General features: G+C 63.2%; 28 protein-coding genes. 21 read left to right on the forward strand and 7 right to left on the reverse strand.

Annotated elements, in window-relative coordinates; translation table 11 throughout:
• Positions 1-7 precede the first annotated feature (7 nt).
• Positions 8-586 (reverse strand): TetR/AcrR family transcriptional regulator, encoded by a 579-nt coding sequence (locus tag ABB26_RS13570; protein WP_057635035.1) that lies wholly within the window; start codon positions 584-586, stop codon positions 8-10.
• A gap of 122 nt (positions 587-708) precedes the next feature.
• Between ABB26_RS13570 and ABB26_RS19200 the strand changes: the two genes are divergently transcribed.
• Both ABB26_RS19200 and ABB26_RS13575 read left to right on the forward strand, forming a co-directional pair.
• Positions 709-921 (forward strand): hypothetical protein, encoded by a 213-nt coding sequence (locus ABB26_RS19200; RefSeq protein ID WP_161809057.1) that lies wholly within the window; start codon positions 709-711, stop codon positions 919-921.
• A gap of 20 nt (positions 922-941) precedes the next feature.
• Positions 942-1,211: a DUF2798 domain-containing protein gene (locus ABB26_RS13575; protein ID WP_245626224.1), complete on the forward strand. Its 270-nt coding sequence runs from the start codon at positions 942-944 to the stop codon at positions 1,209-1,211.
• A gap of 73 nt (positions 1,212-1,284) precedes the next feature.
• Here the strand turns inward: ABB26_RS13575 and ABB26_RS13580 are convergent, their stop codons facing one another.
• The 3 genes from ABB26_RS13580 to ABB26_RS19055 form a co-directional block, all read right to left on the reverse strand.
• Positions 1,285-2,271: a sensor domain-containing protein gene (locus tag ABB26_RS13580; protein WP_057635037.1), complete on the reverse strand. Its 987-nt coding sequence runs from the start codon at positions 2,269-2,271 to the stop codon at positions 1,285-1,287.
• Positions 2,271-2,633 carry a PadR family transcriptional regulator gene (locus tag ABB26_RS13585; protein ID WP_057635039.1) on the reverse strand — a complete coding sequence of 121 codons (363 nt, stop codon included), beginning with the start codon at positions 2,631-2,633 and terminating at the stop codon, positions 2,271-2,273. The genes ABB26_RS13580 and ABB26_RS13585 overlap by 1 nt, the downstream gene beginning before the upstream one ends.
• Before the next feature lie 77 nt (positions 2,634-2,710).
• Positions 2,711-4,069: a hypothetical protein gene (locus ABB26_RS19055; protein ID WP_152982683.1), complete on the reverse strand. Its 1,359-nt coding sequence runs from the start codon at positions 4,067-4,069 to the stop codon at positions 2,711-2,713.
• Between the two features lie 368 nt (positions 4,070-4,437).
• Between ABB26_RS19055 and ABB26_RS13595 the strand changes: the two genes are divergently transcribed.
• The 5 genes from ABB26_RS13595 to ABB26_RS13615 all read left to right on the forward strand — a co-directional run bounded on the left by ABB26_RS13595 (position 4,438) and on the right by ABB26_RS13615 (position 8,040).
• The gene (locus ABB26_RS13595; RefSeq protein ID WP_057635043.1) at positions 4,438-5,352 is read left to right on the forward strand and encodes a peptidylprolyl isomerase; all 915 of its coding nucleotides are present in this window, start codon (positions 4,438-4,440) and stop codon (positions 5,350-5,352) included.
• 190 nt (positions 5,353-5,542) lie between these two features.
• Positions 5,543-5,863: a metalloregulator ArsR/SmtB family transcription factor gene (locus ABB26_RS13600; protein ID WP_057635045.1), complete on the forward strand. Its 321-nt coding sequence runs from the start codon at positions 5,543-5,545 to the stop codon at positions 5,861-5,863.
• An 18-nt stretch (positions 5,864-5,881) separates the two neighbouring features.
• Positions 5,882-7,324 carry a DUF2867 domain-containing protein gene (locus ABB26_RS13605; protein ID WP_083490839.1) on the forward strand — a complete coding sequence of 481 codons (1,443 nt, stop codon included), beginning with the start codon at positions 5,882-5,884 and terminating at the stop codon, positions 7,322-7,324.
• A gap of 61 nt (positions 7,325-7,385) precedes the next feature.
• Positions 7,386-7,787 (forward strand): OsmC family protein, encoded by a 402-nt coding sequence (locus tag ABB26_RS13610; RefSeq protein WP_057635048.1) that lies wholly within the window; start codon positions 7,386-7,388, stop codon positions 7,785-7,787.
• A 4-nt stretch (positions 7,788-7,791) separates the two neighbouring features.
• Positions 7,792-8,040, forward strand: coding sequence for a hypothetical protein (locus tag ABB26_RS13615; RefSeq protein WP_057635050.1), 249 nt, complete (start codon positions 7,792-7,794; stop codon positions 8,038-8,040).
• Positions 8,041-8,099: 59 nt separating this feature from the next.
• Here the strand turns inward: ABB26_RS13615 and ABB26_RS13620 are convergent, their stop codons facing one another.
• Complete coding sequence (locus ABB26_RS13620) at positions 8,100-8,912, reverse strand: DUF4349 domain-containing protein (RefSeq protein WP_057635052.1); 813 nt, start codon at positions 8,910-8,912, stop codon at positions 8,100-8,102.
• Positions 8,913-9,140: 228 nt separating this feature from the next.
• On the opposite strand from ABB26_RS13620, the gene ABB26_RS13625 reads away from it, so the two are divergent.
• From ABB26_RS13625 to ABB26_RS13690, 14 genes are all read left to right on the forward strand, one after another.
• A complete protein-coding gene (locus ABB26_RS13625) occupies positions 9,141-10,943 on the forward strand; it encodes a DUF885 domain-containing protein (RefSeq protein ID WP_057635057.1) in 1,803 nt (600 codons plus the stop codon).
• A gap of 325 nt (positions 10,944-11,268) precedes the next feature.
• The gene (locus tag ABB26_RS13630; RefSeq protein ID WP_152982684.1) at positions 11,269-11,706 is read left to right on the forward strand and encodes a hypothetical protein; all 438 of its coding nucleotides are present in this window, start codon (positions 11,269-11,271) and stop codon (positions 11,704-11,706) included.
• Positions 11,707-11,746: 40 nt separating this feature from the next.
• On the forward strand, positions 11,747-12,238 hold the full coding sequence (locus tag ABB26_RS13635; RefSeq protein WP_057635061.1) for a hypothetical protein: 492 nt from the start codon (positions 11,747-11,749) through the stop codon (positions 12,236-12,238).
• A gap of 188 nt (positions 12,239-12,426) precedes the next feature.
• Positions 12,427-12,681 carry a hypothetical protein gene (locus ABB26_RS13640; protein WP_057635063.1) on the forward strand — a complete coding sequence of 85 codons (255 nt, stop codon included), beginning with the start codon at positions 12,427-12,429 and terminating at the stop codon, positions 12,679-12,681.
• Positions 12,682-12,908: 227 nt separating this feature from the next.
• The gene (locus tag ABB26_RS13645; RefSeq protein ID WP_083490840.1) at positions 12,909-13,340 is read left to right on the forward strand and encodes a PH domain-containing protein; all 432 of its coding nucleotides are present in this window, start codon (positions 12,909-12,911) and stop codon (positions 13,338-13,340) included.
• A 133-nt stretch (positions 13,341-13,473) separates the two neighbouring features.
• On the forward strand, positions 13,474-13,872 hold the full coding sequence (locus ABB26_RS13650) for a nuclear transport factor 2 family protein (protein ID WP_057635065.1): 399 nt from the start codon (positions 13,474-13,476) through the stop codon (positions 13,870-13,872).
• A 47-nt stretch (positions 13,873-13,919) separates the two neighbouring features.
• Positions 13,920-14,342 (forward strand): GNAT family N-acetyltransferase, encoded by a 423-nt coding sequence (locus ABB26_RS13655; RefSeq protein ID WP_057635067.1) that lies wholly within the window; start codon positions 13,920-13,922, stop codon positions 14,340-14,342.
• Between the two features lie 42 nt (positions 14,343-14,384).
• The gene (locus ABB26_RS13660; protein WP_057635070.1) at positions 14,385-14,849 is read left to right on the forward strand and encodes a GNAT family N-acetyltransferase; all 465 of its coding nucleotides are present in this window, start codon (positions 14,385-14,387) and stop codon (positions 14,847-14,849) included.
• A gap of 107 nt (positions 14,850-14,956) precedes the next feature.
• Positions 14,957-15,352, forward strand: a complete 396-nt coding sequence (locus ABB26_RS13665; protein ID WP_057635072.1) for a GFA family protein — start codon at positions 14,957-14,959, stop codon at positions 15,350-15,352.
• 56 nt (positions 15,353-15,408) lie between these two features.
• Positions 15,409-17,643 carry a CocE/NonD family hydrolase gene (locus ABB26_RS13670; RefSeq protein ID WP_057635073.1) on the forward strand — a complete coding sequence of 745 codons (2,235 nt, stop codon included), beginning with the start codon at positions 15,409-15,411 and terminating at the stop codon, positions 17,641-17,643.
• Between the two features lie 16 nt (positions 17,644-17,659).
• On the forward strand, positions 17,660-18,076 hold the full coding sequence (locus tag ABB26_RS13675; RefSeq protein WP_211261972.1) for a hypothetical protein: 417 nt from the start codon (positions 17,660-17,662) through the stop codon (positions 18,074-18,076).
• A 45-nt stretch (positions 18,077-18,121) separates the two neighbouring features.
• Positions 18,122-18,460, forward strand: coding sequence for a tRNA-binding protein (locus ABB26_RS13680; protein WP_057635077.1), 339 nt, complete (start codon positions 18,122-18,124; stop codon positions 18,458-18,460).
• 95 nt (positions 18,461-18,555) lie between these two features.
• The gene (locus tag ABB26_RS13685) at positions 18,556-18,987 is read left to right on the forward strand and encodes a DUF1801 domain-containing protein (RefSeq protein WP_057635078.1); all 432 of its coding nucleotides are present in this window, start codon (positions 18,556-18,558) and stop codon (positions 18,985-18,987) included.
• Positions 18,988-19,150: 163 nt separating this feature from the next.
• The gene (locus ABB26_RS13690; RefSeq protein ID WP_057635080.1) at positions 19,151-19,663 is read left to right on the forward strand and encodes a DUF1993 domain-containing protein; all 513 of its coding nucleotides are present in this window, start codon (positions 19,151-19,153) and stop codon (positions 19,661-19,663) included.
• A 102-nt stretch (positions 19,664-19,765) separates the two neighbouring features.
• On the opposite strand, the gene ABB26_RS13695 is transcribed toward ABB26_RS13690, so the two are convergent.
• Both ABB26_RS13695 and ABB26_RS13700 read right to left on the reverse strand, forming a co-directional pair.
• Entirely contained in the window at positions 19,766-21,598 is a 1,833-nt protein-coding gene (locus ABB26_RS13695) for an ABC transporter ATP-binding protein (RefSeq protein WP_057635083.1), read from the reverse strand.
• A gap of 154 nt (positions 21,599-21,752) precedes the next feature.
• The gene (locus tag ABB26_RS13700; protein ID WP_057635245.1) at positions 21,753-23,297 is read right to left on the reverse strand and encodes a serine hydrolase; all 1,545 of its coding nucleotides are present in this window, start codon (positions 23,295-23,297) and stop codon (positions 21,753-21,755) included.
• Positions 23,298-23,351: the final 54 nt, after the last annotated feature.

Below are 23,351 nucleotides of genomic sequence, written 5' to 3' on the forward strand. Positions count from 1 at the left end.
CGATGAATCAATGGGCCCGGTCGCGGCCCAGGCCGGCACGGATGAAACGCTCCAGCTCCACGCGATGCGCATGCGCTTCATCCGGTGCGGTAGCTGCGTACAGATGCACCTGCTCAGCTGCCGCTTCGATGGCACCGATCAACACCCGGGCCGCATAACGCGGCTGCACGTCGGCGCTTATCGCGCCTTCTGCACGCGCCTGTACCAGCACCTGCTGCAGCCAGTCATACAACGGTGCGTAGATGGTTTCCCAGCGCCGCATCTCATCGGTCTGGGTCATGCCGCTGTACAGCAGCGCGACCACTTGATGCTGCTCTTCCACCACCGCGAAAATCGCATCCGCCAATGCGTCGAGCTGTGCGGCTGGCGACAGCCCGTCCAGCTGCACCTGCAGGCGCTGCAGCATGCGTGTGACTACCTGCTCGGCAATGCCCCCCATCACCGCCAGCCGCGATGGGAAGTACAGGTAGTACGTCCCCTGAGCGATGCCGGCACGTTTGACGATGTCCGAAACGGTGGTTTTTTCCACGCCTTTTTCGCCGAACACGGCAATGGCGGCCTCGATGATGGCGGTGCGCTTGTCCATGCACTCACAACTGACTGACTGTCAGTCATTTTAGGGATTGGCGCTGCGAGGTCAAGGCAGACGCTCCCCGTGGGTAGGTGCACGTTCAAACTTCGTGGCAATCCGCAGGTGCGCTGCAAGCAATGAAGCTGATCGCCCATTGCCATAGGAAAAAGCCTGATCACCGGATGTCTGCCGCACTCTTTCTTGCCATGCGCCGCCTCGGCTCCTACCATTCGCGTCGTCGCCGCGGTGCTCGTGGCGACCGTAAGCGTTCACGTCAACCAACGCGCCCATCATCTCCGGCACTGCCGGGGCTGTTCGCCTGCTTGCGGGTGAAAGGCGCCTTTGCTTGACCGGATCAAGGAGATCTCCCGTGAACGCTGCAAACTCATCCACTCATTTTTTTGGCATCCCCAAACTTCCCGTGCGCTACGGCTCACTGGTCATGCCGCTGCTGTTGTCGATACTGATGACCTGCATCGTGTCGCTGATCAGCACGCTCAAGAGCATTGGCATGTCGCCTCAGCTCACCTCGCAGTGGCTGGGCGCATGGGGAATTTCATGGCTCATCGCATTTCCTGTGTTGCTGCTGCTTTTGCCTGTGGTTCGCAAGGCAACATCGGCGCTCGTGCGAGCGGCCTGATCACCGCACCCACAGCTAACACCGAAAAAAGGGGCGCCATTGGCGCCCCTTTTCATTGCGTCTCGCGAATGGATTACAGCCGTACCAGCAACTGCTTGGCCATTGCACCGTGCAACTGGCCAACACCGCGTGCCAAGTGCAGCGTGGCGAACAGCAACAGCGCACCTACCGCCACCGATACCGGCCACAACCAGAACCCTGCTGCGACGTTCACGCCGTCGATCCAGATGCCCACCGGTTGATCCACGAACAACCTTGCCAGCGGTGCGAACATCAGCGCCAACGACAGCGACAGCAGCGTCGTGGCAATGGTGAAGTACAACGTGCCCAGCGGCAGCATCAGCAGGAAGTACAGCATCGTCAGCCAGGTCCGCACGTCGGAGAACATGGCACCGATACGCGCCAGCCAACTCTGGCTCTTGTCCATGTAGGCAGGACGACGCGGCATGCGCACACCGAGCATGGTTTCGATGATGCGGCCTTCCACCAGTGACAACACCCGCACCGAGCCCAGGAACAGCAGCAGGATCGGGATGCCGATGATCAGGATCAGCAGCGACACCGACAACGACAATCCGGTCACCACCCAGGTGAAGAAGAAGGTACCGGTGGCCAGCGACAGCAGCATGTAGAACAGCGCGCCATAGGTGTGCGGGTCCAATGCCACGCCGAAGAAGCGCGCCGGCAACGAACGCTGCCCGGCAGGCGCCGGCGGCGGCGGAACCGCGGTGCCTGTCGAGGTTGCCGCAGCCGCCGCTGCCACTGCTGCCGGCGTCATCCGCATCCCCGGCGTACGCAGGGCACGGCTCACGGTGACTTCGGTCTCGCGGTAGATCTCCGCCACTTCTTCCGGCGCGCCATAGCTGCCGGCAACGCCTGCGATCACTTCGGCCTCGCTCTTGCCGGCCTGCTCGGCCAGCTCCGAGCGCAGGTATTCCTCGGCGTCATACAGCGCGTCCTGGATCATCGCCGGGTCGGCGCCGGCCAGTGCGGCGCGCAGCTGCTCGAGGTACTCGGGAATCGTGGTCGGCAGCGCTCTTGGGGTGTTTTCGGTGTTCATCAGGTGATTCCCTCCAGTACGGATTCCAGCGAGTTCCGGGTGGCATCCCAAGCGGCGATCCACTGCCGCAGCGCGGCGCGACCGTCGTCATTGATGCGGTAGTAGCGCCGCGGCGGTCCCGCCACCGACGGTTCAACGTGACTTTCCAGCAGACCCGCCCCTTCCAGGTTGCGCAGCACCGGGTACAAGGCGCTCTGCTTGCCGCTGAGTACGCCCTCGCCAATCCGCTCCAGCTCCTTGGCGATCAGGTAGCCGTACAGCGGCTCGGGCGCCTTGGCCAGCACCGCCAGCAACGCCAGCGACACCGTGCCGGTGCTCAGCTCCTTCTGGAACTTGCGTAGATGGGCTTCCAAGTCGCTCATGACCCTCACTCCTGTGGACTAGCCTGAAGCCAACACTATTACTTAGTTCGCTATAGTGGATGTGCCAGTAGTCACTCCTACCTAAAGGACGCCCCCAGAACAGCCTGCTCGACCCGAGCCACCAGTTCGCCGGCCATGGCACGAGGGCGCCCCGCCAACCGCCTCAGCAACCGCTCCCTCAAAGGCGCATCCAATGGCGAGAATCCCCTGCTGCCACGCAGCCAATCCTCAATCAGCTGCACATGCCAATCCTGCTGAACTGAATCCGGAGGCAGGTAGTCCAGCAGCAACTGCAATCGACGCCACAAGGGCAATGTCGCCAGCACGTGCCGCATGCGATTCGCGGGGATATCGCCCAATGACCCCGACTCCCAGAGTGCTTCCAGCTGCGCCGCACTGATATGGGCCTGCCACTGCTGGCCTGCTGCGTCAAAGAGTCTTCCGATCACCCGGTCGTCCATAGCCAGCGTAGCCAGCAGTAAGGACCAGGATGCCCCCCCTTCGGCCCGGACCCATCCGCGTACACATTGCCTGGCGAGCTTGGGAGACGAGCCCGCCAACACTTGTTCAAATCGGAACGCGTCCATCGACTCTGCACATTCCGCCAATGCGGAAACGGCAACGGCCAAGTGTCGTTGCGATCTTTCGTCAATCGCCTTCCGCCACAGCAGCTCCGGCTGTTCACCGCTCTGACGCATCAACCAGGCAGCGAGTCCACGCACGCCTGCAGAACGATCGAACACCGCCGACGGCAGCAACTGCGGCAAATCAGGCACCTGCAACTCGCTCAAGGTACGCAATGCCAAAGAGCGCACACGTCCGGAATGCGCACGCTGCGCATGTCGTGCAAGAACCTGCTTTTCTCCCGAAGTTGCATCCCGCAGCCCACACTGAAAAGCATGCAACGCAATCGTTGGATGGGTATCCAAGACAGCGTTCCAGCGAAGCTCCCGGCTCCAGGACTCATCCAGCGTGAATGCGATTGCATGTGCCCAAACGCGCGTGCGCGGACAATTGCTATGAAGCAACGCATCCAGAAGATTCCTTCGCCCGGGTTGCTGCAGCCACTCCAACGGACCTCGCTGGATCCATTGCGCATCCACTCTCTCGCTATCCAATAGACGCAATACCAGAGGCCACGCGCCCAACACCGCCTGCTCGTCACAATGCTCAAGCAGATGCATAACCACGCCTTGCACCGCCAGCCTTACTGGTGCAACCCAGTCATTGGCTCGAATCAGCGCCAATGAAAGCGTCAGCCGTCCCGGCCACAACTCCCCTTCCGCCAAAATTGCCTGCCGGAAACGCCCGTCTGGGTGACAGCCTCCGACAAACAGAAGAGCCTGACGCGTGGCATCGTCCAATTCCTCCAACGAAGGCAAGCCATCCGCTTGTTTCGGCCATTGTGCAAATGCCGCTACCGACCAGCTGCGCAAGCGTAGATCCAGATCAGGGAGCCATGCTGCGGGCTGGTGTGCGATCCACCGCGAAGCCGCGACTTCCGGGCTCCTGATATGGAGCAACGCGGCGTCCAGCAGGGCATTTGCAACGGTCTCTGCCGAACCGTGTGAAGCCATAGCCTCAAGGCTCCGAGCATGAGGCGAAGCTCCCTCAGACACCCTCATGACCGATGTGCCGGCGGGACTGGATACATTGAAAAATCGGCGAAAGATACGAGAGAACATGGACACTCCTTGACCAAAATCCGTCTATCCTCACGCGTACCGGATACACCCGCCAGTGCACTGGCAACGCTGTTCAGAGCCCCTCAGAATCTCCATATCCAACTAACGGAATCTTTTCGATGACGCTTCGCCCTTCGCTGTTGGCCCTGGCCCTGATGCTGTCCCCGCTGCCGCTGCTGGCTGCCGATGCACCCGCCAAGTACCGCAGCGCGCAGGAAATCATCGAGGCCTCGCCGGCCAGCGACTGGCACACCCCGGCGCCGGAGAACACGCTCTACATGAACCTGGAAGGCGGCCGCGTCATCATCGAGCTGGCGCCGGAATTCGCCCCCGAGCATGCCGGCAACATCCGCACGATGGCGCGTGAGCACTTCTGGGATGGACTGAGCATCTATCGCTCGCAGGACAACTTCGTGGTGCAGTTCGGCGACGCGGATGCCGATGACAGCGCCAAGGCCAAGTCGATGGGCAGCGCCAAGAAACATCTGCCCGCCGAGTTCCAGCGCCCGGCCAAGGGCCTGGCATTCACCGCCCTGCCCGACCGCGATGGCTGGGCACCCAAGACCGGCTTTGTCGGTGACTTCGCGGTAGGCAGCGATGGCCAACAGACCTGGTTGGCACACTGCTACGGCGCCCTGGGCGCAGGCCGCAACAACGACGAAGACAGCAGCGTGGGCGCCGAGCTGTATGTGGTCACCGGCCAGTCGCCGCGCCAGCTCGACCGCAACATCACCCTGGTCGGCCGCGTGCTCAAGGGCATGGAGCTGCTCAGCAGCATCCAGCGCGGACCGGAACCGATGGGCTTCTACGAAAACACTGCCGAGCGCACGCCGATTGTCTCTATCCAGCTGGCCAGCGAGCTTCCAGCCGACCAGCGCGTGCCACTGCAAGTGCTGCGTACCGATTCCAAAACCTTCACCGATGCGGTGGAAGCGCGCCGTAACCGCGTGGATGGCTTCTACAAGCGCGCCGCCGGACACATCGACCTGTGCAACATTCCGCTGCCGGTGCGCGTGGGTGCGGCGGTGAAGTAAGCGGTCGACCCGGGCGGCAAGGCCTGCCCGAAGTGGATCACGCGGGCCAGCTCCCCCCTGCCTGGTCCTGCCTTCTGCACCGCAAAGGAGAGGACCGGGCACAAGACGCCCCCGCCGCCCTGCATCCACGCTTGACAGCACGGCGCGCCCATGCAATTAATCAATTAACGAATTAGTTAAGTGATTACCCATGGCTGCCGACCAGATCTTTGAAGCCTTGGCCTCGCGTCCACGCCGCGAGATCCTGGCCTACCTGTCCGCGCAGGAGCTCACCGCCGGCGAGATCGGCCAGCGCTTCGACATGAGCGCACCGGCCATCTCCCGCCACCTGTCGGTACTGGCTGCCGCCGGGTTGGTCACCAGCGAGCGCCGCGGCCAGTTCGTCTATTACCGGCTGACCCCGGACAACATGGTCAACACCCTCAGCAGGTTCGCCTTCGAGGTTTGCCCCACGGCCGGCCCGCTGCAACGCGAATCGCGCCGCAAGGCCAAGGCCAAACCCGCGACCTGATCGCCATCGAGGCACGCCATGGAACGCACCCGCACGACCCGCGACCGCAGTTTTCCCCGTGTCTCGATCACCGCCACCGATGGAGGGCGGGCGGTGGAAGTCACCCTGCTTAGCCAGCTCGATCCTGGTGCCGGCGATGCGCTGGCCCTGCGTGCCGGGCAGCGCCAGCAGCATCACCCGCAGTTCAACGATGCGCTCGATGAGCCATCGGTACGCCTGTCCGCACCCGACTTCGCGGCACACGATCCCGCCTCGCTGTACACCTTTTCGGTCGGCAGCGCCGGCCATCCGTTCCATCGGCACGCCGGCCCGCGCCTGTTCACCGCGGTCAGCGGCAGCGGCGGCGCACGGCTGCGATTCATCCCGGCGGCGTCATCGGCCGAGGCCGGTGCGCTGGAAGGCCTGTGCCACGTCGAGATCCCCGCCGATTGCCTGTTCACCGTACGCATGGCGGCACGCACCTGGCACCAGTTCCAGCCCCTGCACAGCAACGGGCAGCACCCGGCCTTGTTCGCGGTGTCGTGCCACCCGGACGAGACCGCCGGTGAGCTGGACCCGGCCACCCGCGCACAGGTCGGTCGCGGCGAAGCGGACCTGTCCAGCCTGACCGAACTGCTGCCGCCGGCGCTGCAGCAGGCGCTGTCGCAGATCGACCCGGCCAAGGCGCGGGTCCCGACCACCACGCTGGGCTTCACCCACGCGATGGACACGCACTGGTGCATCGGCCTGTGTGCGCACCTGCGCCGGCATGTCGGCCGGGGGCGCCAGACGCTCGCCCGCCTGTGCCAGCTGCATGGGGTTGTCGGCCAGGACCTGCCCGCGCTGCGCACGTGCACACTGCCTGCCCTGCCCGCACGCTCCCTGCTCGCCGCGCAATTGCACGGTCATCACCACCAGGACAGCGTGCAGATCCGCATCGACAACCGCTGGCTCGGGCGGCAGTCGCCGGAACAACTGCTGGTACGCCTGCTGGAGGCCTTCATCGAACAGCCGGCCGCGCCGGTCAGCAACCTGATGCGGTTCCGCAACCTGCTGGTCAAGCCGCTGGGGTTGCGCACGTCCACGCTGGGCTGCCCGGTGTCGTCGCTGCTCAACGATTCGGCGGCACAGCGCTTCGCGCAACGCTTCCCGGTGCTGGACGCCCAGGTCGACGCCGAGCACGCGCAGGTCCTGCTGGGGGCCGACGATCGCCATCTTGGGTTCCGCAGCGGTGTCTCGGTGCAGCGCGACGGCGATGACATGCTGTTCACGCTGTCCACGCGGGTGCGCTGCCGCAACCTGTTCGGCCGTGCTTACATGAGGGTGGTGGACCCGGTGCACCGGCACTACATCGCGCCCCGGATGCTGCAATCGGCGGTGGCTGCGCTGGCACGCGCGGAAGAACGGGAGATGGCGCGCCGGCCGGCGCAGCCTGAGCCGCCGCATCGTTCAGGCGATGGAACGATCTGGCCACCGGCCTGACCTACCGTCCGGTACCTCCAGCATCTAACGTAGGCCCATCCCTACTACCGGAGCAGCTGCCATGGCACACGTCACCATCGAATCCACCGATACCGATTACGCGCATGCCATCAGCAACGGCAAGCACCAGTTGATCGCCGATGAACCGCCAAGCCTGGGCGGACAGGGGGCCGGCATGGCGCCGTTCGACCTGTACCTGGCCTCGTTGGCCTCATGCACCGCGATTACCTTGCGCATGTATGCACAGAAGAAAGGCTGGGACCTGGGCAAGTTCAGCGCCGAGCTGACCTCCAGCCGCGATGAAGCCGGTAAGCTGCAGGTGCACCGCGTGCTCGCTGCCAGTGGCCCGTTGTCCGATGAACAATGGGATCGCCTGCTCGACGTGGTGTCGCGCACACCGGTCACTCTGGTGATGCGCGAAGGCGCCACCATCACCAGCGAACGCGCAACCGAAGGCAGGTAACCGCATGTATACGATCGTCATCATCTGGGACAGCAACAACGCCGAAGTGACGCAATGGGAGGAAGCGCCCATGGTCATCACCTGGAAGGACCGCGAAATATCGCTGCGTGCCGGTCCGCGCGAGCGGGTTGACCAGAACGGCGTTACCAGCAAGGTGGCGGTATATCTGCCCGACGAACTGACCGAAGAAGAGTTCCAGGAGCTGTTCGCGCTGCACGAGAAGAACGTTCCCGAGCTGCACCTGCACGCGTAATTGCTGCTTACGCAGTGCCCAACCAACAACGGCGCCTTTCGGCGCCGTTGTTGTCTGCCTCAGGGCTTGGCCGCCCGCTTGTTGCGACGGCGACGCCACCACACACGTCCCAGCCACAGCACGAAGCCGCCGATGATCGCCACCGGCAGTACACCGGCAATGAAGCGGATGACATACGCCAGGCTGGTGGTGAAGATTTCGCCGAAATCACCCAACGCACGGCCGATTTCACTGCGGTTGCGCTGGCTGCTGGTCGATTCCAGGTTGATCGTGACCAATTGCGTGTCGATGCGGCGGTGCTGCTGTGCCGACGCGCGGTTGGCCTGCTCCAGCCCGGCCTCGATTTCCGACAGACGCTGCGAGATGGTCAACAGATCCGCCACGGCCAGATCGCGCCGTTGCTGATATTCGACCAGACGCTCGTGTTCGTTCTTCAACCGCGCCTGGGTCAGCTGGGTTTCGGCAACCTGCTGCGCAAGATCTTCTGCCTGGGTGTTGCGCGTGGTCAGCTCTCCGTTGTCGCTGGCCAGGGCGATCAGCGGCTCCACTCCCTTGGGCGCGATGCGCACCTGCACCGAGCCACTGGGTGTATCACCTGCCTGCTGCGACACATTGAGAACCGCGCAATCGCCGAACTTGGCACTTTGGCAGGCCTCGGTCACAGCCTTCACCCGCGGTGCGATGTCCTTGCCGGGCAAGCGCAGCTGCAGCGTGTGCTCGTAGGCCAGGAACGCCCCCTCAGGTGACTGCAGCGCTTCGGCCGGCGCCGCTCCCGCATCAGCTGCCATCTCATGCTTGGCGCAACCGGCCAATGCCATCAGCACACCCAGTCCCGCACCCAATACCCAGCCGTTTCCCTGCAGACGCTTCATGCTTCCGTGTTCCCTGAAAGATTGGTGCCGGCCACCCGGCAGCGCGGCCAGCATAACGACAAGCCTGAATACGAACGCTAAGAAAGTGTGGATGCCGCCATCGCCGCCCCCACGGCCGCAAGTGTCGCAAACGGCCTGCTTCGGCAAGGTGCCGCCCAACCAAAGGCATGTGCGGCGCCGGCCCGGTCCGCCTATGCTCGGGGATTCCCCAAAGCTCCAGGATTACCGATGCGCAAGCACCTGCTCGCCGCCGCCCTGCTTGCCGCTCTGGCCGGCTGCCAGAATGGCGAAGCCCCCAATGCTCCCAGCGCCACTACCGAACAGGCCGGCCAAAGCCAGGCCGATGCACAGTTCGCAGAACTGTCGAAGAAGGCACTGGATACGTGGATGCAGCTGTCCCCCGTCGGCGCCACCCAGATCGGTGACCACCGTTACGACAGCGAGCTGGACGACCTGAGCGCCGCCGGCCAGCAGAAGAGCCTGGAAGCCAGCAAGGCCCTGCTCGCCGATCTGGAAAAGATCGACGTCAGCAAGCTCGGCCGCGAGAACCAGGTGGATGCCGCGATCCTGCGCAACCAGCTGCAGTCGGACATCTGGAACAACGAAACCCTGCAGTCGTGGAAGTGGGACCCGCAGACCTACAACGGCCTGGCCGGCAGCGCCATCTACGGCCTGATGGCCCGTGAGTTCGCGCCGCTGCCCGAGCGCCTGAAATCGGCCACCGCGCGCATCGAGAAGATCCCTCAGATCTTCGCTGCCGCCCGTACCAACCTCGATCCGGCCCGTGTGCCGAAGATCCATGCTGAAACCGTGTCCAAGCAGAACCGGGGCATTCTCAGCCTGGTGGAAACCTTCATCGTGCCCAACATCGGCCAGCTCGAAGCCGCTGACCAGGAGCGCCTCAAAGCCGCCATCGCCAACCTGACCACCGCCGTCGAAGAACAGCAGACGTGGCTGGACAAGACCCTGGTGCCGAATGCCAAGGGTGAGTTCCGTGTCGGCGCCGAGAAGTACGACCAGAAGCTGAAGTTCTCGCTCAACTCCTCGCTGTCGCGCGCGGAGATCGGCGAGCGTGCCCGTGCCGAACTGGCACGCGTGCGTACCGACATGTACGGCATCGCCCAGGTGGTGTTGAAAGACAAGCCGGGTGCGCCGGAAATGCCGGCCAACCCCACCGATGACCAGCAGCAGAAGGCCATCGAGGCAGCACTGGAACTGGCTTACGCCGAGAAGCCGGCACGCGACAAGGTCGTCGACGATGCAAAGGCGTCGCTGGCGCAGTCCACCGAGTTCGTGCGCAAGCATGACCTGATGACCCTGCCCGACGCGCCGGTCGACATCATCCTGATGCCCGAGTTCCAGCGCGGCGTGGCCGTGGCCTACTGTGATTCACCGGGCCCGCTCGACAAGAACCTGAAGACCTTCTACGCCGTCTCGCCGATTCCGGATGACTGGAACGACAAGCAGGTTGATTCTTTCCTGCGCGAGTACAACAGCCGCATGATCCACCTGCTCTCCATCCACGAGGGCACGCCGGGCCATTACCTGGAAGGCTGGCACTCGGGCAAGTTCCCGTCGACGCTTCGCGCCGTGCTGCGTTCGGGCCTGTTTGCCGAGGGCTGGGCGGTATACACCGAGCGCATGATGCAGGAGCAGGGTTACCTGGATAACGACCCGCTGTTCCACCTGGTGCAGTTGAAGTTCTACCTGCGCACCATCGCCAACGCGATCCTCGACCAGGGCGTTCACGTGGACAACTGGAGCCGCGATCAGGCCATGCACCTGATGACCCACGACGCCTTCCAGCAGGAAAGCGAAGCCTCGGGCAAGTGGATCCGCGCGCAGCTGACCTCGGCACAGTTGCCGACCTACTTCGTCGGTGCGCAGGAGCACTTCGACACCCGCAAGGCCGTGGAAGAAAAGCAGGGCGCCAACTTCAACCTGAAGGCCTACCACGACCAGATCCTGTCGTACGGCGCGCCGCCGGTGCGTTTCGCCCGCCAGCTGATGCTGGACCAGCCGATCGAGTGATGGGTCGGTTGTTGAAATCGGATTGACGCAGAAGCCCGGGATTTCCCGGGCTTCTGCTATTCGGCGCCTTCGTTCGACGCCCAGGCCCCAGCCGCGATTGCGGGCAACGCTGCTCACTCTCTGCTCCCTCCCACAGTCCGCCTTGTTCTTGTACGCTGGGCGCCGCGCGGCGGGGGAACGTCATGCCGAAGTCTGCAGCGTGACACCCCGGACCCATCATCATCGGACCCTGCGGATGGACGGGCAAGCAAACCGATGCCCGGACGAAGTGTTGAGATGCCCGCACCTCGAACTGATTCGAAGCACCGCACATAAGGAGATGAAGATGCGTTTGTGGATGATTCTTCTGCTGGCCCTGGGTCTGGCTGGCGGCATCAACTGGTGGAGCAAGCGTGCGCCATCCGACCAGGTTGCGGTTGCTGCAGGCAACGTCGTCAGCAGCGATGGTTTTGTTTCCGTGGAAATGCCCGGCAACACGCCAGCCAATACCGTGCTGGTCCTGGCACCGGCCAACTGCCCTTCCGAGCAGGCACAACGGGCTGAAGCCCTGATCCAGGCACTGCAGCACCAAGGCATCCCCGTGGCACGCGGCAACTCCATCGACTTCAAGATAACCAACCCCAGCGCCGAGCAGCGGGCCGCCGTGGATCGCACCGTTGAAGTCTTCAAGCAAGGTGCACCGGCGGTGTTCATCAACGGCATGGGGATGTCCAACCCCAGCGTCGCGCAAGTTGCTGCGGTTTACGAAAAGACGCGGCAGTAGGCCATCAAGCGAGGCAGTTCGCTTCACCACGGACGGAACAATGGAACAACAACAGGCAGCCTTGCGCTCACGCTTCGGCGCGATGGACACCTCGCATCTGATGCAGATGTGGAGTGAACAAGGGCTCGCACCATGGGCCGAAACGGTGCTGCGCGAGGAACTTCAGGCACGTGGCACCGACGAGGCTTCCCTTCAGCAGGCCAGCAAGCTGAGGCAGGCCCCACCACTTCCGCAACCGCTTTCGATCATGGAAACCTTCATGATGTATGGCGCGCTGGGCAGCTTCGGCTGTGCCGTCTTCGCCATGGCGCTGCAGAAGATCCTCACCGCAACGGTCGGCTCCGCGACTGCCTACATCGTCATACTGGTCACGCTGGCCGCCTATCTCGTGATCCTGATACGTCGGCTGCTGGCACATGGCGGGCAATCAAACAGCATCGGCACCAGCTTTCTGCTGGCAATACTCTGGCTCAAGGCCGGCATGTTCAGCCTGCTCGGACTGGTTGGCCTTGCAACAATGGTACTCAGGTAAGACGTCCCTTCCTTACCGGATCTGCCGGAGCAACCTGCGACGCACAATGCTGTGGCATGATCGGCCAGCATTGCGCAGTACGAACCGAGCGGCTTCGGCACAGGATTCGGTACACCGCCAGACGTCGCCCTCCCTTCATCAAAGCCGGATGCCCTGTGCAGCTGGTTTGGCTTGGGCGACCTGTACGGATGGAATGGATCGATGCCCTGGAAAGGGAAGCGTGGAACGATGTGATCGAGGAGTTGGTCTGGCACCTGCGAAACGGACGCACGCCGACCCTCATCAGCCGCCATCTCACGCCCGACAGCGGCGTGGAGTTCTGCTTCAAGGACCTGCCTGCCGTGTTTCTTCCGGTAGACAACCACGTCCGCTGGGATGAAGCAGTGCAGATCATCGACCGCTTCCCGCAGCTCAACGCCACCCGCCTCCACACGCGCCGTTGACCCCTGCCCTGCGGGTGCCGTGATGCCGCCGGCAACGCAACGCGCACAGCCGAAGCCACGTGCACGCGGCGGATGATCGACACGATGGATATCGCCACGCAACGGGCGCATCGAACTGCCGCCATCCCCCTCCCGCCGTCGCCCGATTCCGGTAAAAATGGCAGCCCGCCCTGTACCCCAAAACCGCATCAAACGATGCACCTGCCTGACATGGAGATGGCTGCAACATGGAAACCAATGCAATCCTGGCTTGGACGCTGGTGTCGGAGTGCCCGATCCCCCCGGACGTAAGCAACATCCTGGTTCCCGGCGAAATCGCTGTGGCGGCCTACAAGACGTTCCGCGACTCGGCGGTATTCACCAACAAGCGGTTGATCGTGCGCGACGCGCAGGGCATCACCGGCAAGAAGGTGGAAATCTATTCGCTTCCGTATTCGTCCATCTACATGTGGTCCTCGGAGAACGGCCACGGCCTGTTCAACTTCAACTCCGAGATCGAGCTGTGGACCAAGGCTGGCCACATCAAGGTCAACCTCAACAAGGGACTGGACGTGCGCCGCTTGGACAACCTGATTGCCCAGGCCGTGCTGGGCAGCGCAGCAACGCCGGCCGCCGACACCAGGCCGACGATTCCCGGCAACCCGCCGCCGCTGCCGTGACGGGACGAGGCTCGCTCCTCATTCCGTGCTGGCCGGCTGAGTAGTTGTCGCCCATTGAAGCCGGAACGACGCAAGCCTGCGTCGTTCCGGACCGAGGTGGCACCCGGCAACACCCAATACCCGGAACATTCCCATGACAAGCCAACGCGCACACCATCTTCAACGGGCCCATGCCGTGCTCGACTGGAACCGGCGGCACCTCAACAGGAACTCCACCCTCACTGAGGCATTGATCGGCGAGTGCTTCGCCGAGCAGTTCATCGTCGAGCCCAACGGCCGTCACTACGAGGCCAACCATGCGAACTACCTGGAATTCCTCAACGGAATGAAGGCGGACATGGACGGCATCACCTACGATGTCGATCACGCAATCGTCGACGAAGCAGCAGTGGTGTTCGCCATGCGCGCCCGCATTGCCTACAGCGACGGCCGGATCGAGCAGTTCCGCGCGATGCTGCTGATGCGCTTTGACGATGCTGGCAAAGTCACGCTATGGCATGAGGTCTATGTACCTGTAGCGGTGGCGGACTAAGCCCCGGCCATATGCCACCCTTCCCTCCCCAATCCGTTCAAGCCCCAATGACCGACTCCCAGTACACCGTCTGCCACGACATCCCCACGGTCGAAACCTACCGTCACCTGCGTCAGGCAAGCGGCCTCAGCCCAAAGACACTGGAAGCCGCGACTCGCGGATTGCCCAACTCGCTGTTCGCGGTGCAGGTGCTGTGCGCAGGCGAAACCGTGGCGATGGGGCGGGTGATCGGCGACGGTGGCACCTTCTATCAGGTGGTGGATATCGCCGTGCTGCCCGCGCATCAAGGGCGAGGCCTGGGCAAGACAGTCATGGGTGAGATCAGCGCTTACATCGAACGGGAAGCGCCGCCGTCGGCCTATGTCAGCCTGTTAGCTGACGGCGAGGCTTACCGGCTCTATCAGCAGTTCGGCTTTGCCCTCACCGCGCCGGCCAGTGTCGGCATGGCTTTCAAGAAGCCCGCGGCGTAAGCACTGCCCTTTTTGGAAACCGCGAAGCACGAGCGCACAAGAATGCACATCCGGCCACTCACGCACGACGACCTCGACACCGCCAGCACCCTTTGCATGGCCGCGTTCATGGCATCGGTAGCGCCTACCCTGGGTGACGAGGGGATCGCCACCTTCCGCAAGATCGCCGCCGCAGACGCATTCGCCGCGCGCATGACGCAGGACAACACGCTGCTGCTGGCCGAGATCGAAAACCGCGTGGTCGGGCTGATTGAACTCAAACAGGGCCGGCATATCGCCATGCTATTCATTGCTCCGCATCAGCAGCGAAGCGGCGTCGGCCGCCATCTGGTCGCCGCGGCGCTGAAGCAGGTGCGTGGCGACCGGGTGACCGTTAGTGCGTCGCTGCCCTCGGTTCCTGCGTACCTGGGATATGGCTTTCATTGCAGCGGGGACGTGGCCGAATCGGCAGGTCTAGTTTACCAACCGATGGAGCTGCCCCTGCCTTCGCAGCCCATGCCGGGCTGACCCGCCAAGCATGACGCGGTATCGTTACCCTGGCTGCGGTTGCATCCGGCCACTACCTGCCAGCAAACCGTCATCGCTGGCCCCGTCTGCATCACTGGAGAGTCTCCGTGCAAACGCGTAACGGTTCATGCCACTGCGGCAACATCACCTTCGAGTTCGACACGCCGGTCACCGGCATCCTGGAATGCAACTGTTCCATCTGCCATCGCAAGGGCGCGCTCTGGCACGCGGTGGGCAATGAGCAGTTCCGCATCGTTTCCGGTGAAGCAAGCCTGACCACCTATCAATTTGGCACCCGCACCGCCAAACATTTCTTCTGCAGCCAATGTGGCACCAGCACCTTCAGCAATCCGCGTATCGCCCCGCACATGTGGGTGGTCAACCTGCGCTGCGTGGATGACATCGATCTGGCCGCACTGCCCCGCCAGCAGTTCGATGGCCGCAACTGGGAAGAAGCTGCGCGCCAGTTGATGACAAACCGGCAGGCACAACGCACACCCTGACCGCACCGGATAACGCCAGAATGTCATCCCCGCACAATCATCGCTGCTGAACACCAATGCGATATTGCCTGGCATTGCTCCTGTTGCTGCTGTGCGCACCGTCAACGACGCTCGCTGCAGGGCTGACACTGCGGGCGCCGTTGCAGGCCGACACCATCGACCGCGCTGCGCCCGCGTTGGCCCGCCAGCTGATTGCGGACTTCCATGATGATGACAGGCAACGTCATCTCGGCACGTTGTTCCGGTTGCAGATGGCCGCCGGCCAGTATGCGCAGGCGGTGCAGAGCATTCGCGCCCTGCGTGCATTGCGTGGGGACGATGCCTCGCAACCGCCATTGTTCTTACAGTACGAAACCTACGCACTGGCAAAGGTGCACGAGGCCTCGGCACACACAGCATTCGCGCAGGCATGGCGCACTACCTTCGCCGAGCGCTTTGCGACACTGGATGACCGTACCGCGCTGCAGGCCGAGTTCGCGTTTGGCGGCTACCTGCCCCGCATGCGCGACGATCTGGACAAGGCCCTGAGTGCTATCGCCGGCAAACGACAGCTGTCGCAAGCCGAGGCGATCGACGTCATCCGCGCCTGGCAGGTGCATGCGGCCTACCGCGCATTCCTGCCCCTGTTCAACGAAGCATTGGCACAGGACGATGCGCGTCGCTATGCCATCGACCGTTCCGCGCTGGTACGCACACCGGACAACGCCAGCCTCGCCGTTCTCACCGTGCGTCCACGCAGCGCAGCACCGTTGCCTACCCTGCTCACCTTCACCATCTACGCCAACGACGACTGGGCGTGGGCCGATGCCAAGAAGATGGCCGCCCATGGCTACGCCGGCGTGGTTGCCTACAGCCGCGGCAAGGGTCGCAGCACGGATGCCATCGCGCCGTACATGCACGATGGCACCGACGCGGCAGCAGTCATCGAGTGGATCGCAGGGCAGCCATGGAGCGACGGCCGAGTCGGCATGTACGGCGGAAGTTACAGCGGGTTCACCCAATGGGCAGCATTGAAGCAGCGCCCCAAGGCGTTGAAGGCCATCGCCACCTCGGCTACGGTCGCGCCGGGTATCGATGTGCCGATGGAAGGCGGCATCTTCCTCAATTTCATGTACGCATGGCCGGCCTACACCGCCAGCAACCGCACGTTGAACGACACAGCCTACGGTGACAGTGCGCGTTGGACTGCACTTGATCGCACCCTCTACAGCAGCGGCCGTGCCTATCGCGAGCTTCCGGCCATCGATGGCAACCCCAATCCACTGTTCTCCGAATGGCTGCGTCATCCAGCCTATGACGATTACTGGCAACAGCAGATTCCGCAAGGCGACGCATTCGCCGATATCGATATCCCGGTGCTGGCCACCACCGGCTACTTCGATGGTGCGCAGATCGGCGTGCTGCACTATTTCCGCGAGCACCTGCGGCACCATCCAGATGCCGACCATACGCTGCTGATAGGTCCCTACCAGCACTTCACGATGCAGACCGGCGTACCGTCAACGGTGCAGGGCTACACCACCGATGCGTCGGCACGCATCGACCTGCAAGCACTGCGCCTTGCCTGGTTTGACCATGTGTTCAAGGGTGCGGCCAAGCCTGCACTGCTGGCCGACCGCGTCAACTGGCAGGTGATGGGTGCCGACACTTGGCGCCATGCGCACACGCTGGATGCCATGCCCGCACAGATGCTGAAGCTGCACCTGGTACCCGGAACCGAAACGGACATGCATCTGTTGGCGACGCAGGCACAACCCAATGAAGAGATTATGCAGCGCATCAATTTCAGCGACCGCAGCGATGCTGCCAAGCCGATGCCAGCGGATTCGGTAAACACTCAACTGGACCCGCGTGCGGGACTGGTATTTGCCAGTGCACCGATGGCGCAGGACACCGAGCTGGCTGGCGCATTCAACGGGGTTCTGGATTTCAGCATCAACAAGCACGATGCCGATATCGTCATCGGCATCTACGAGCGCAATGCCCAAGGCGAGTATCTCGATCTTGGCTGGTGGCTGCAGCGTGCCAGCTACAACGCCGACCGCCGCCATCGGCAGCTGCTGGAACCGGGTGTGCGGCAACAGCTGGAAGTGAAGGACACCCGATTGCTCGGCCGAAAACTCCCAGCAGGCAGCCAATTGGTGGTGTCACTGGGCGTGGCCAAGCAAGCGGACCGGCAGCTCAATCTTGGCAGCGGCAAGGAGCCGGCCGATGAAACCATCGCCGACGCCGGTGCGCCAATGGAGATCCGCTGGTACGGCAGCAGCTATCTTGAGCTCGGCGTGCGCTGATGCACTGCGGACCACCTTGCACCCCCACTTCTGCTTCAACGGCTTACCAATGCGCAAGCAATATCACTTCAGACAATCCGCAGATGGCCTGCTGGCCTGGGACGTTCATCGCCTGATCGATCTTGCGGCCCCCCTGCCCATCGAGCAGCTTCCCGTGAATGAAATCGCCGAGCTGGACGAACCTTATTGGTACGACAACGAAGGTGACACGCCCAGCGGGCGCTCCATCGCGATGCACATGCAGCTGGTGAATGCGGCCGACCTGGCCTACCCGATCATCCTTTGTCCGCAGGGGCGGCTGATGGACGGCATGCACCGTGCCGTCAAGGCGGTGGTGCTTGGCATCGACAGCATCCAGGCCCACCGATTGACGGTGCTTCCCGCGCCTGACTTCATCGGCGTCGATCCAGATGACCTTCCTTACGACGATTGACCTGCCCCTGCCGCCACAACGAAATTCTCAAACGACAGATCTTTCATGCAAACCATCGATTGGAATGACTTCACCAAAGTAGAGCTGCGCGTCGGCCGCATCACCGCCGCCGAGCCGTTTGCCGAAGCCCGGAAGCCGGCCTATATCCTGCAGGTGGATTTCGGCCCGGAGATCGGCACCCGCAAATCCAGCGCACAGATCACCGCGCTCTACACGCCTGAACAGCTGCTGGGTCGGCTGGTGGTGGCGGTGGTGAACTTCCCGCCCAAGCAGATCGGCCCGATCATGTCCGAATGCCTGGTGACCGGCTTCCACAACAGCGACGGCCACGTCACGTTGTGCATCCCTGAACACGACGTCGCCCTTGGTACGCGCTTGCTGTGAGCGCACTCCGCTGGCGTGACCGAATAAACACAATCGATCACGGCAACGCGGTATAAAGCCGCGATCCTCCCTTCGCCGCATGCACTGGAGCTGCCATGTCCAAGTCTGATGGATTCACCGCCGAAGAACGCGCCGCCATGAAAGAGCGTGCCAAGGAACTGAAAGCCGAGGCCAAGGCAGGCAAGCTCAAGGCTGAAGGCGAAGCCGACATCATGGAAAAGATCGGGCAGATGCCATCGGCCGAAGGCAAGATGGCCCGTCGCCTGCACGACATCATCACCGCCACGGCTCCCACGCTTTCACCAAAGACCTGGTACGGCATGCCGGCATATGCCAATGCGGACGGCAAGGTGGTGGTGTTTTTCCAGGGGGCGAGCAAGTTTGGCGCGCGGTACTCCACGCTGGGCTTCAATGACACCGCCATGCTGGATGATGGGCAGATGTGGCCAACGGTTTTCGCACTGGTCACGCTGACGGCGGAGGTCGAAAAGAAGATCACCGCACTGGTAAAGAAAGCCGTGCGCTGATTCCATCCGGCACTGAACCTGGGCGGACCATGCATCGCACGCGCCGCTACGGCATGTATGAACCGTAGCGGCGACAGGGCGGCAGCGGACGGCCTATGCTAGCGGGGTTTCAGCATGCGCGTGGCAGCTGCCACGCCAGTCACCCCTCCAACGGAATTCCATCATGTCCCTTTCCATGTACAGCGCCTCGATTCCCGTTCTCAAGCAGATGCTCTCGGCCTTGTCCGACGTGCTGAACAAAGCCGAAGCCCACGCCACTGAAAAGAAGATCGACCCAAATGCGTTCCTCGGTGCGCGCCTGTTCCCGGATATGTTCCCGCTGGTGCGCCAGGTGCAGATCGCAGCCGACTTCGCCAAGGGCATCAGCTCGCGCCTGTCCAACACCGACGTGCCGTCTTGGCCGGACAACGCCGATGCCGGTTTCGCCGAGTTGCAGGAACTGATCGCCAAGGCACTGGCGCATGTCAGCGCCTTCGCACCGGAGCAGTTCGACGGCAGCGAATCGCGCGAAATCGTGCTGCGCGCCGGCACGCCGAAGGAAAAGAAGCTGCAGGGCAATGTGTACCTGCTGCAGTACGGACTGCCGCAGTTCTTCTTCCACGTCACCACCGTCTACGCCATCCTGCGCCACAATGGCGTTGATATCGGCAAGCGCGATTACATGGGCAGCTACTGAGTCTTCCCGTAGAACGGGACGCCGCCACGCGGCGTCCTTTGGCGCTTCAGAAGCAGGCCGATGCGGTTGTCCCGCATCGGCCTCTCCGTAAAAGCAGAAGCATCAGCCGTCGACGGCCACGAATCCACCGGTCTGCCGCGCCCAAAGACGGGCATACAGGCCACCGGTCGCGACCAACTCGGCATGCGTGCCCGTTTCAACGATCCTGCCCTGGTCCATCACCACCAGCCGGTCCATGCGCGCGATGGTGGAGAGGCGATGCGCAATCGCGATCACCGTCTTGTTGCCCATCAGCTCGTCCAGGCTGTCCTGGATGGCGGCTTCCACTTCCGAATCCAATGCCGAGGTCGCCTCGTCCAGGATCAGGATCGGCGCGTCCTTGAGCAATACGCGGGCAATGGCAATGCGCTGGCGCTGGCCACCGGACAGCTTCACGCCACGCTCGCCGACATGCGCGTCGTAGCCCCGCCTGCCCTGCCCGTCCACCAGCGCGTCGATGAAGCCATCCGCGCGGGCCTTGGCCACGGCAGCACGCAGCTGTTCGTCCGTGGCATCCGGGCGCCCGTACAACAGGTTGTCGCGGATGGAGCGATGCAGCAGCGAGGTGTCCTGCGTCACCACACCAATCTGCGCACGCAGGCTTTCCTGGGTGACGCGGGCGATGTCCTGGCCGTCGATCAGGATCTGCCCGCTTTCCAGGTCATACAGCCGCAGCAGCACGTTCACCAGGGTGGACTTGCCCGCGCCGGAGGGCCCGACCAGTCCGATCTTCTCGCCCGGCTTCACCGCCAGATTCAGCCCGGCCATCACCCCACCGCGCTTGCCGTAGTGGAAGTGCACATTCTGGAAATCCACCGCGCCGGCCGTCACCTTCAAGGGCGCGGCGTCGCTGCTGTCCTGCACGGTCAGCGGCTGGGCGATGGTCTCCATGCCGTCCTGCACGGTACCGATGTCCTCGAAGATGCCGTTCACCGTCCACATGATCCAGCCGGACATGTTGTGGATGCGGATCACCAGGCCGGTCGCCAGGGTGATGGCGCCCACGCTGATCAGGCTGTCGTTCCACAACCACAATGCCAGGCCACACGTTCCGACGATCAGGAAGCCGTTGAGCACCGCAATCACCATCTCCAGGCCGGTGGTGATACGGGTCTGCCCACGATGCTTCTCGGCAAGTTCCTGGATCGCATCGGCCACATAACGCTGCTCATGGCCGCTGTGTGCGAACAGCTTGAGCGTGGCGATGTTGGTATAGCCGTCGACGATGCGGCCCATCGCCTTGGAGCGCGCTTCCGAGGCTATCCATGCGCGCTGCTTCATGCGTGGCACGAAGTACACGCCGATCCCCACGTACGCCACCATCCATATCGCCAGTGGCAGCATCAGGCGCCAGTCCACCTGCGCGAACAGATACAGCGCGGTACCGGTGTAGACCACGATGTACCAGAGCGAATCCACCATCTGCACGGCCGATTCCCGCAGCGACGTGCCGGTCTGCATCACCCGGTTGGCGATGCTGCCGGCAAAATCGTTGTGGAAGAAGCTCAGGCTCTGCCGCACCACGTAGTTGTGCATCTGCCAGCGCGAACGGTTGCTCAGCCCCGGCACGATGGACTGATTGACCAGCAGATTGTGCAGCGCCACCAGCAGCGGACGCGCCAGCAGAGTGATGCCGGCCATCCACAGCAGTTCACGGGCATTGCGCTGGAAGAAATCACGACCCGGATTGTCGGACAGCATGTCGACGATACGGCCCAGGAAGTCGAACATCGCCACTTCCACCAACGCCAGCAACAGGCCTGCGATCAGCGTGGCCAGCAGCACCGGCCACACCGGCGTGAGGTAATGCAGGTAGAAGCGCACCACACCGCGTGGCGGCTGGCGCGTATCAACCGGCGGGAATACGGGAATCAGGGATTCAAACCAACGCAACATCGCCACGGCCCGCAAAAACAGAACAGGCCGCGATTGTCCCATCGCGGCCTGTGTTGTGTCTGTCTACGTGGCAACCGCGAAGCTCGTATCGATCAACGATTCCGCCGGAAGCTTGATCGTCCAGCGTCCCAAGGCCGCTCCTGCGGCAGTAGGGTCACTCCGCCTTCGGCTTCAACAGCAGGTCCTGGAAATCGAAGCTGAAATCGGTCAGCGACGACACCGCCTGCATCCGCACCTCACGCACCTTGCCGTCCGGGTCCAGGCTGAAGTTGACGAAGGCATCCGCGTTGAGCGAGCGGTTGTCCCAGCGCACGATGAAGGTGTCGTGCTGCCAGTGCTCCATCGTGCCGACCAGGTCGGCAGTGGCGCCGAAACGCAGACGCAGCTTGCCAGCCTTCTGCTCGACGAACACGTCACCGTACCAGGCGTCACGGTAGGTGCCCGCATAGCCGGACAGACGCAGCGACGGTTTGGACTTGGCATCGCGCGCGGCCTCGTGCTTTGCCCAACCTTCATCGGCATTGCCCTGCGCCTTGGCCACGCTGGCCGCATAGGCCGCTACCCAGTCGTTGCCCTGCGCACCGAGCATGGCATCGAGCACGCTCATGGTGATGGCGTTGAACGCAGCGCCGGATTCCTGGTTGGTCAGCACCACCACGCCCAGGTTCTGGCCCGGCACCAACGTCAGGCGCGACACCTGGCCCGGCCAACCGCCGGTGTGCCAAACCAGTTTCTGCCCACGGTAATCGCTCAAGCTCCAGCCTTCCGCATAGCCTGCGAAGTTCGGGCGCGCCGCTTCAAGCTCCGGCACCGACGGCTTGGGCACCACCTGCGGGATCTGCATCTGCCACATCTGTTGCTGGGTCTTCTCGGTGAACAGCGGCGTGCCGTCGGCAAGCTTGCCTTCGGCCAGTTGCACGTTCATCCATTTGGCCAGGTCATGCACGCTGGAATAGATGCCACCGGCACCGGCGTTGTTGGACCAGGTCAACGGCGGCACCGGGCGCAGGTCGGTGAAATCGAACTTGGCATGGCCAACGGCGGCCTTGTCACCGGGCTTCAGGTGGTCGGCGTTGTAACGCGTGTCGGCCATGCCGACCTTGTCGAAAATGCGCTGCTGCAGGAAGTCGGCGAACGACTGCCCGGACACCTTCTCGATCACCTGCTGGGCCACCGCATAGAGGATGTTGTCGTAGGCGTAGCGGTCACGGAAACCATTCTTCAGCGGCACCTGCGCCAACCGCGCCACGACATCGGCATTGCTGTAGGTAGTGGTCGGCCAGAACAACAGGTCACCGGCCCCCAGGCTCAGGCCGCTGCGGTGTGAAAGCAGGTCGCGGATACGCATGTCGCCCGTGACATAGGGGTCGGACATGCGGAACGACGGCAGGTGGTCGATCACCCGGTCGTCCATCTTCAGCTTGCCGTCTTCAGCCAGCAGGTTCAGCGAGGTGGCGGTGAACGCCTTGGTGTTGGAGGCGATGGCGAACAGCGTGTCGGCCTGCACCCGCTCGGGCTTGCCCAGTTCACGCACGCCCCAGCCGCGCTCCAGCACCACCTTGCCGTCCTTGACCACGGCAATCGCCACGCCCGGCACATCGAACTGCTGCCGTACACGTTCAACCGTGGCATCCAGCTGCTGCAATTCCGCAGGCACTGCGGCCTGCTGCGCACCGGCCATGGGTGCCACCACGCCCATCGCGAGCACCAGCCCGCTCCCAAACCACTTGTTCAATGCACTCTCCCGTTGAAT

This window comes from Stenotrophomonas humi (assembly GCF_001431415.1).
GTDB classification, from domain to species: Bacteria; Pseudomonadota; Gammaproteobacteria; order Xanthomonadales; family Xanthomonadaceae; genus Stenotrophomonas; species Stenotrophomonas humi.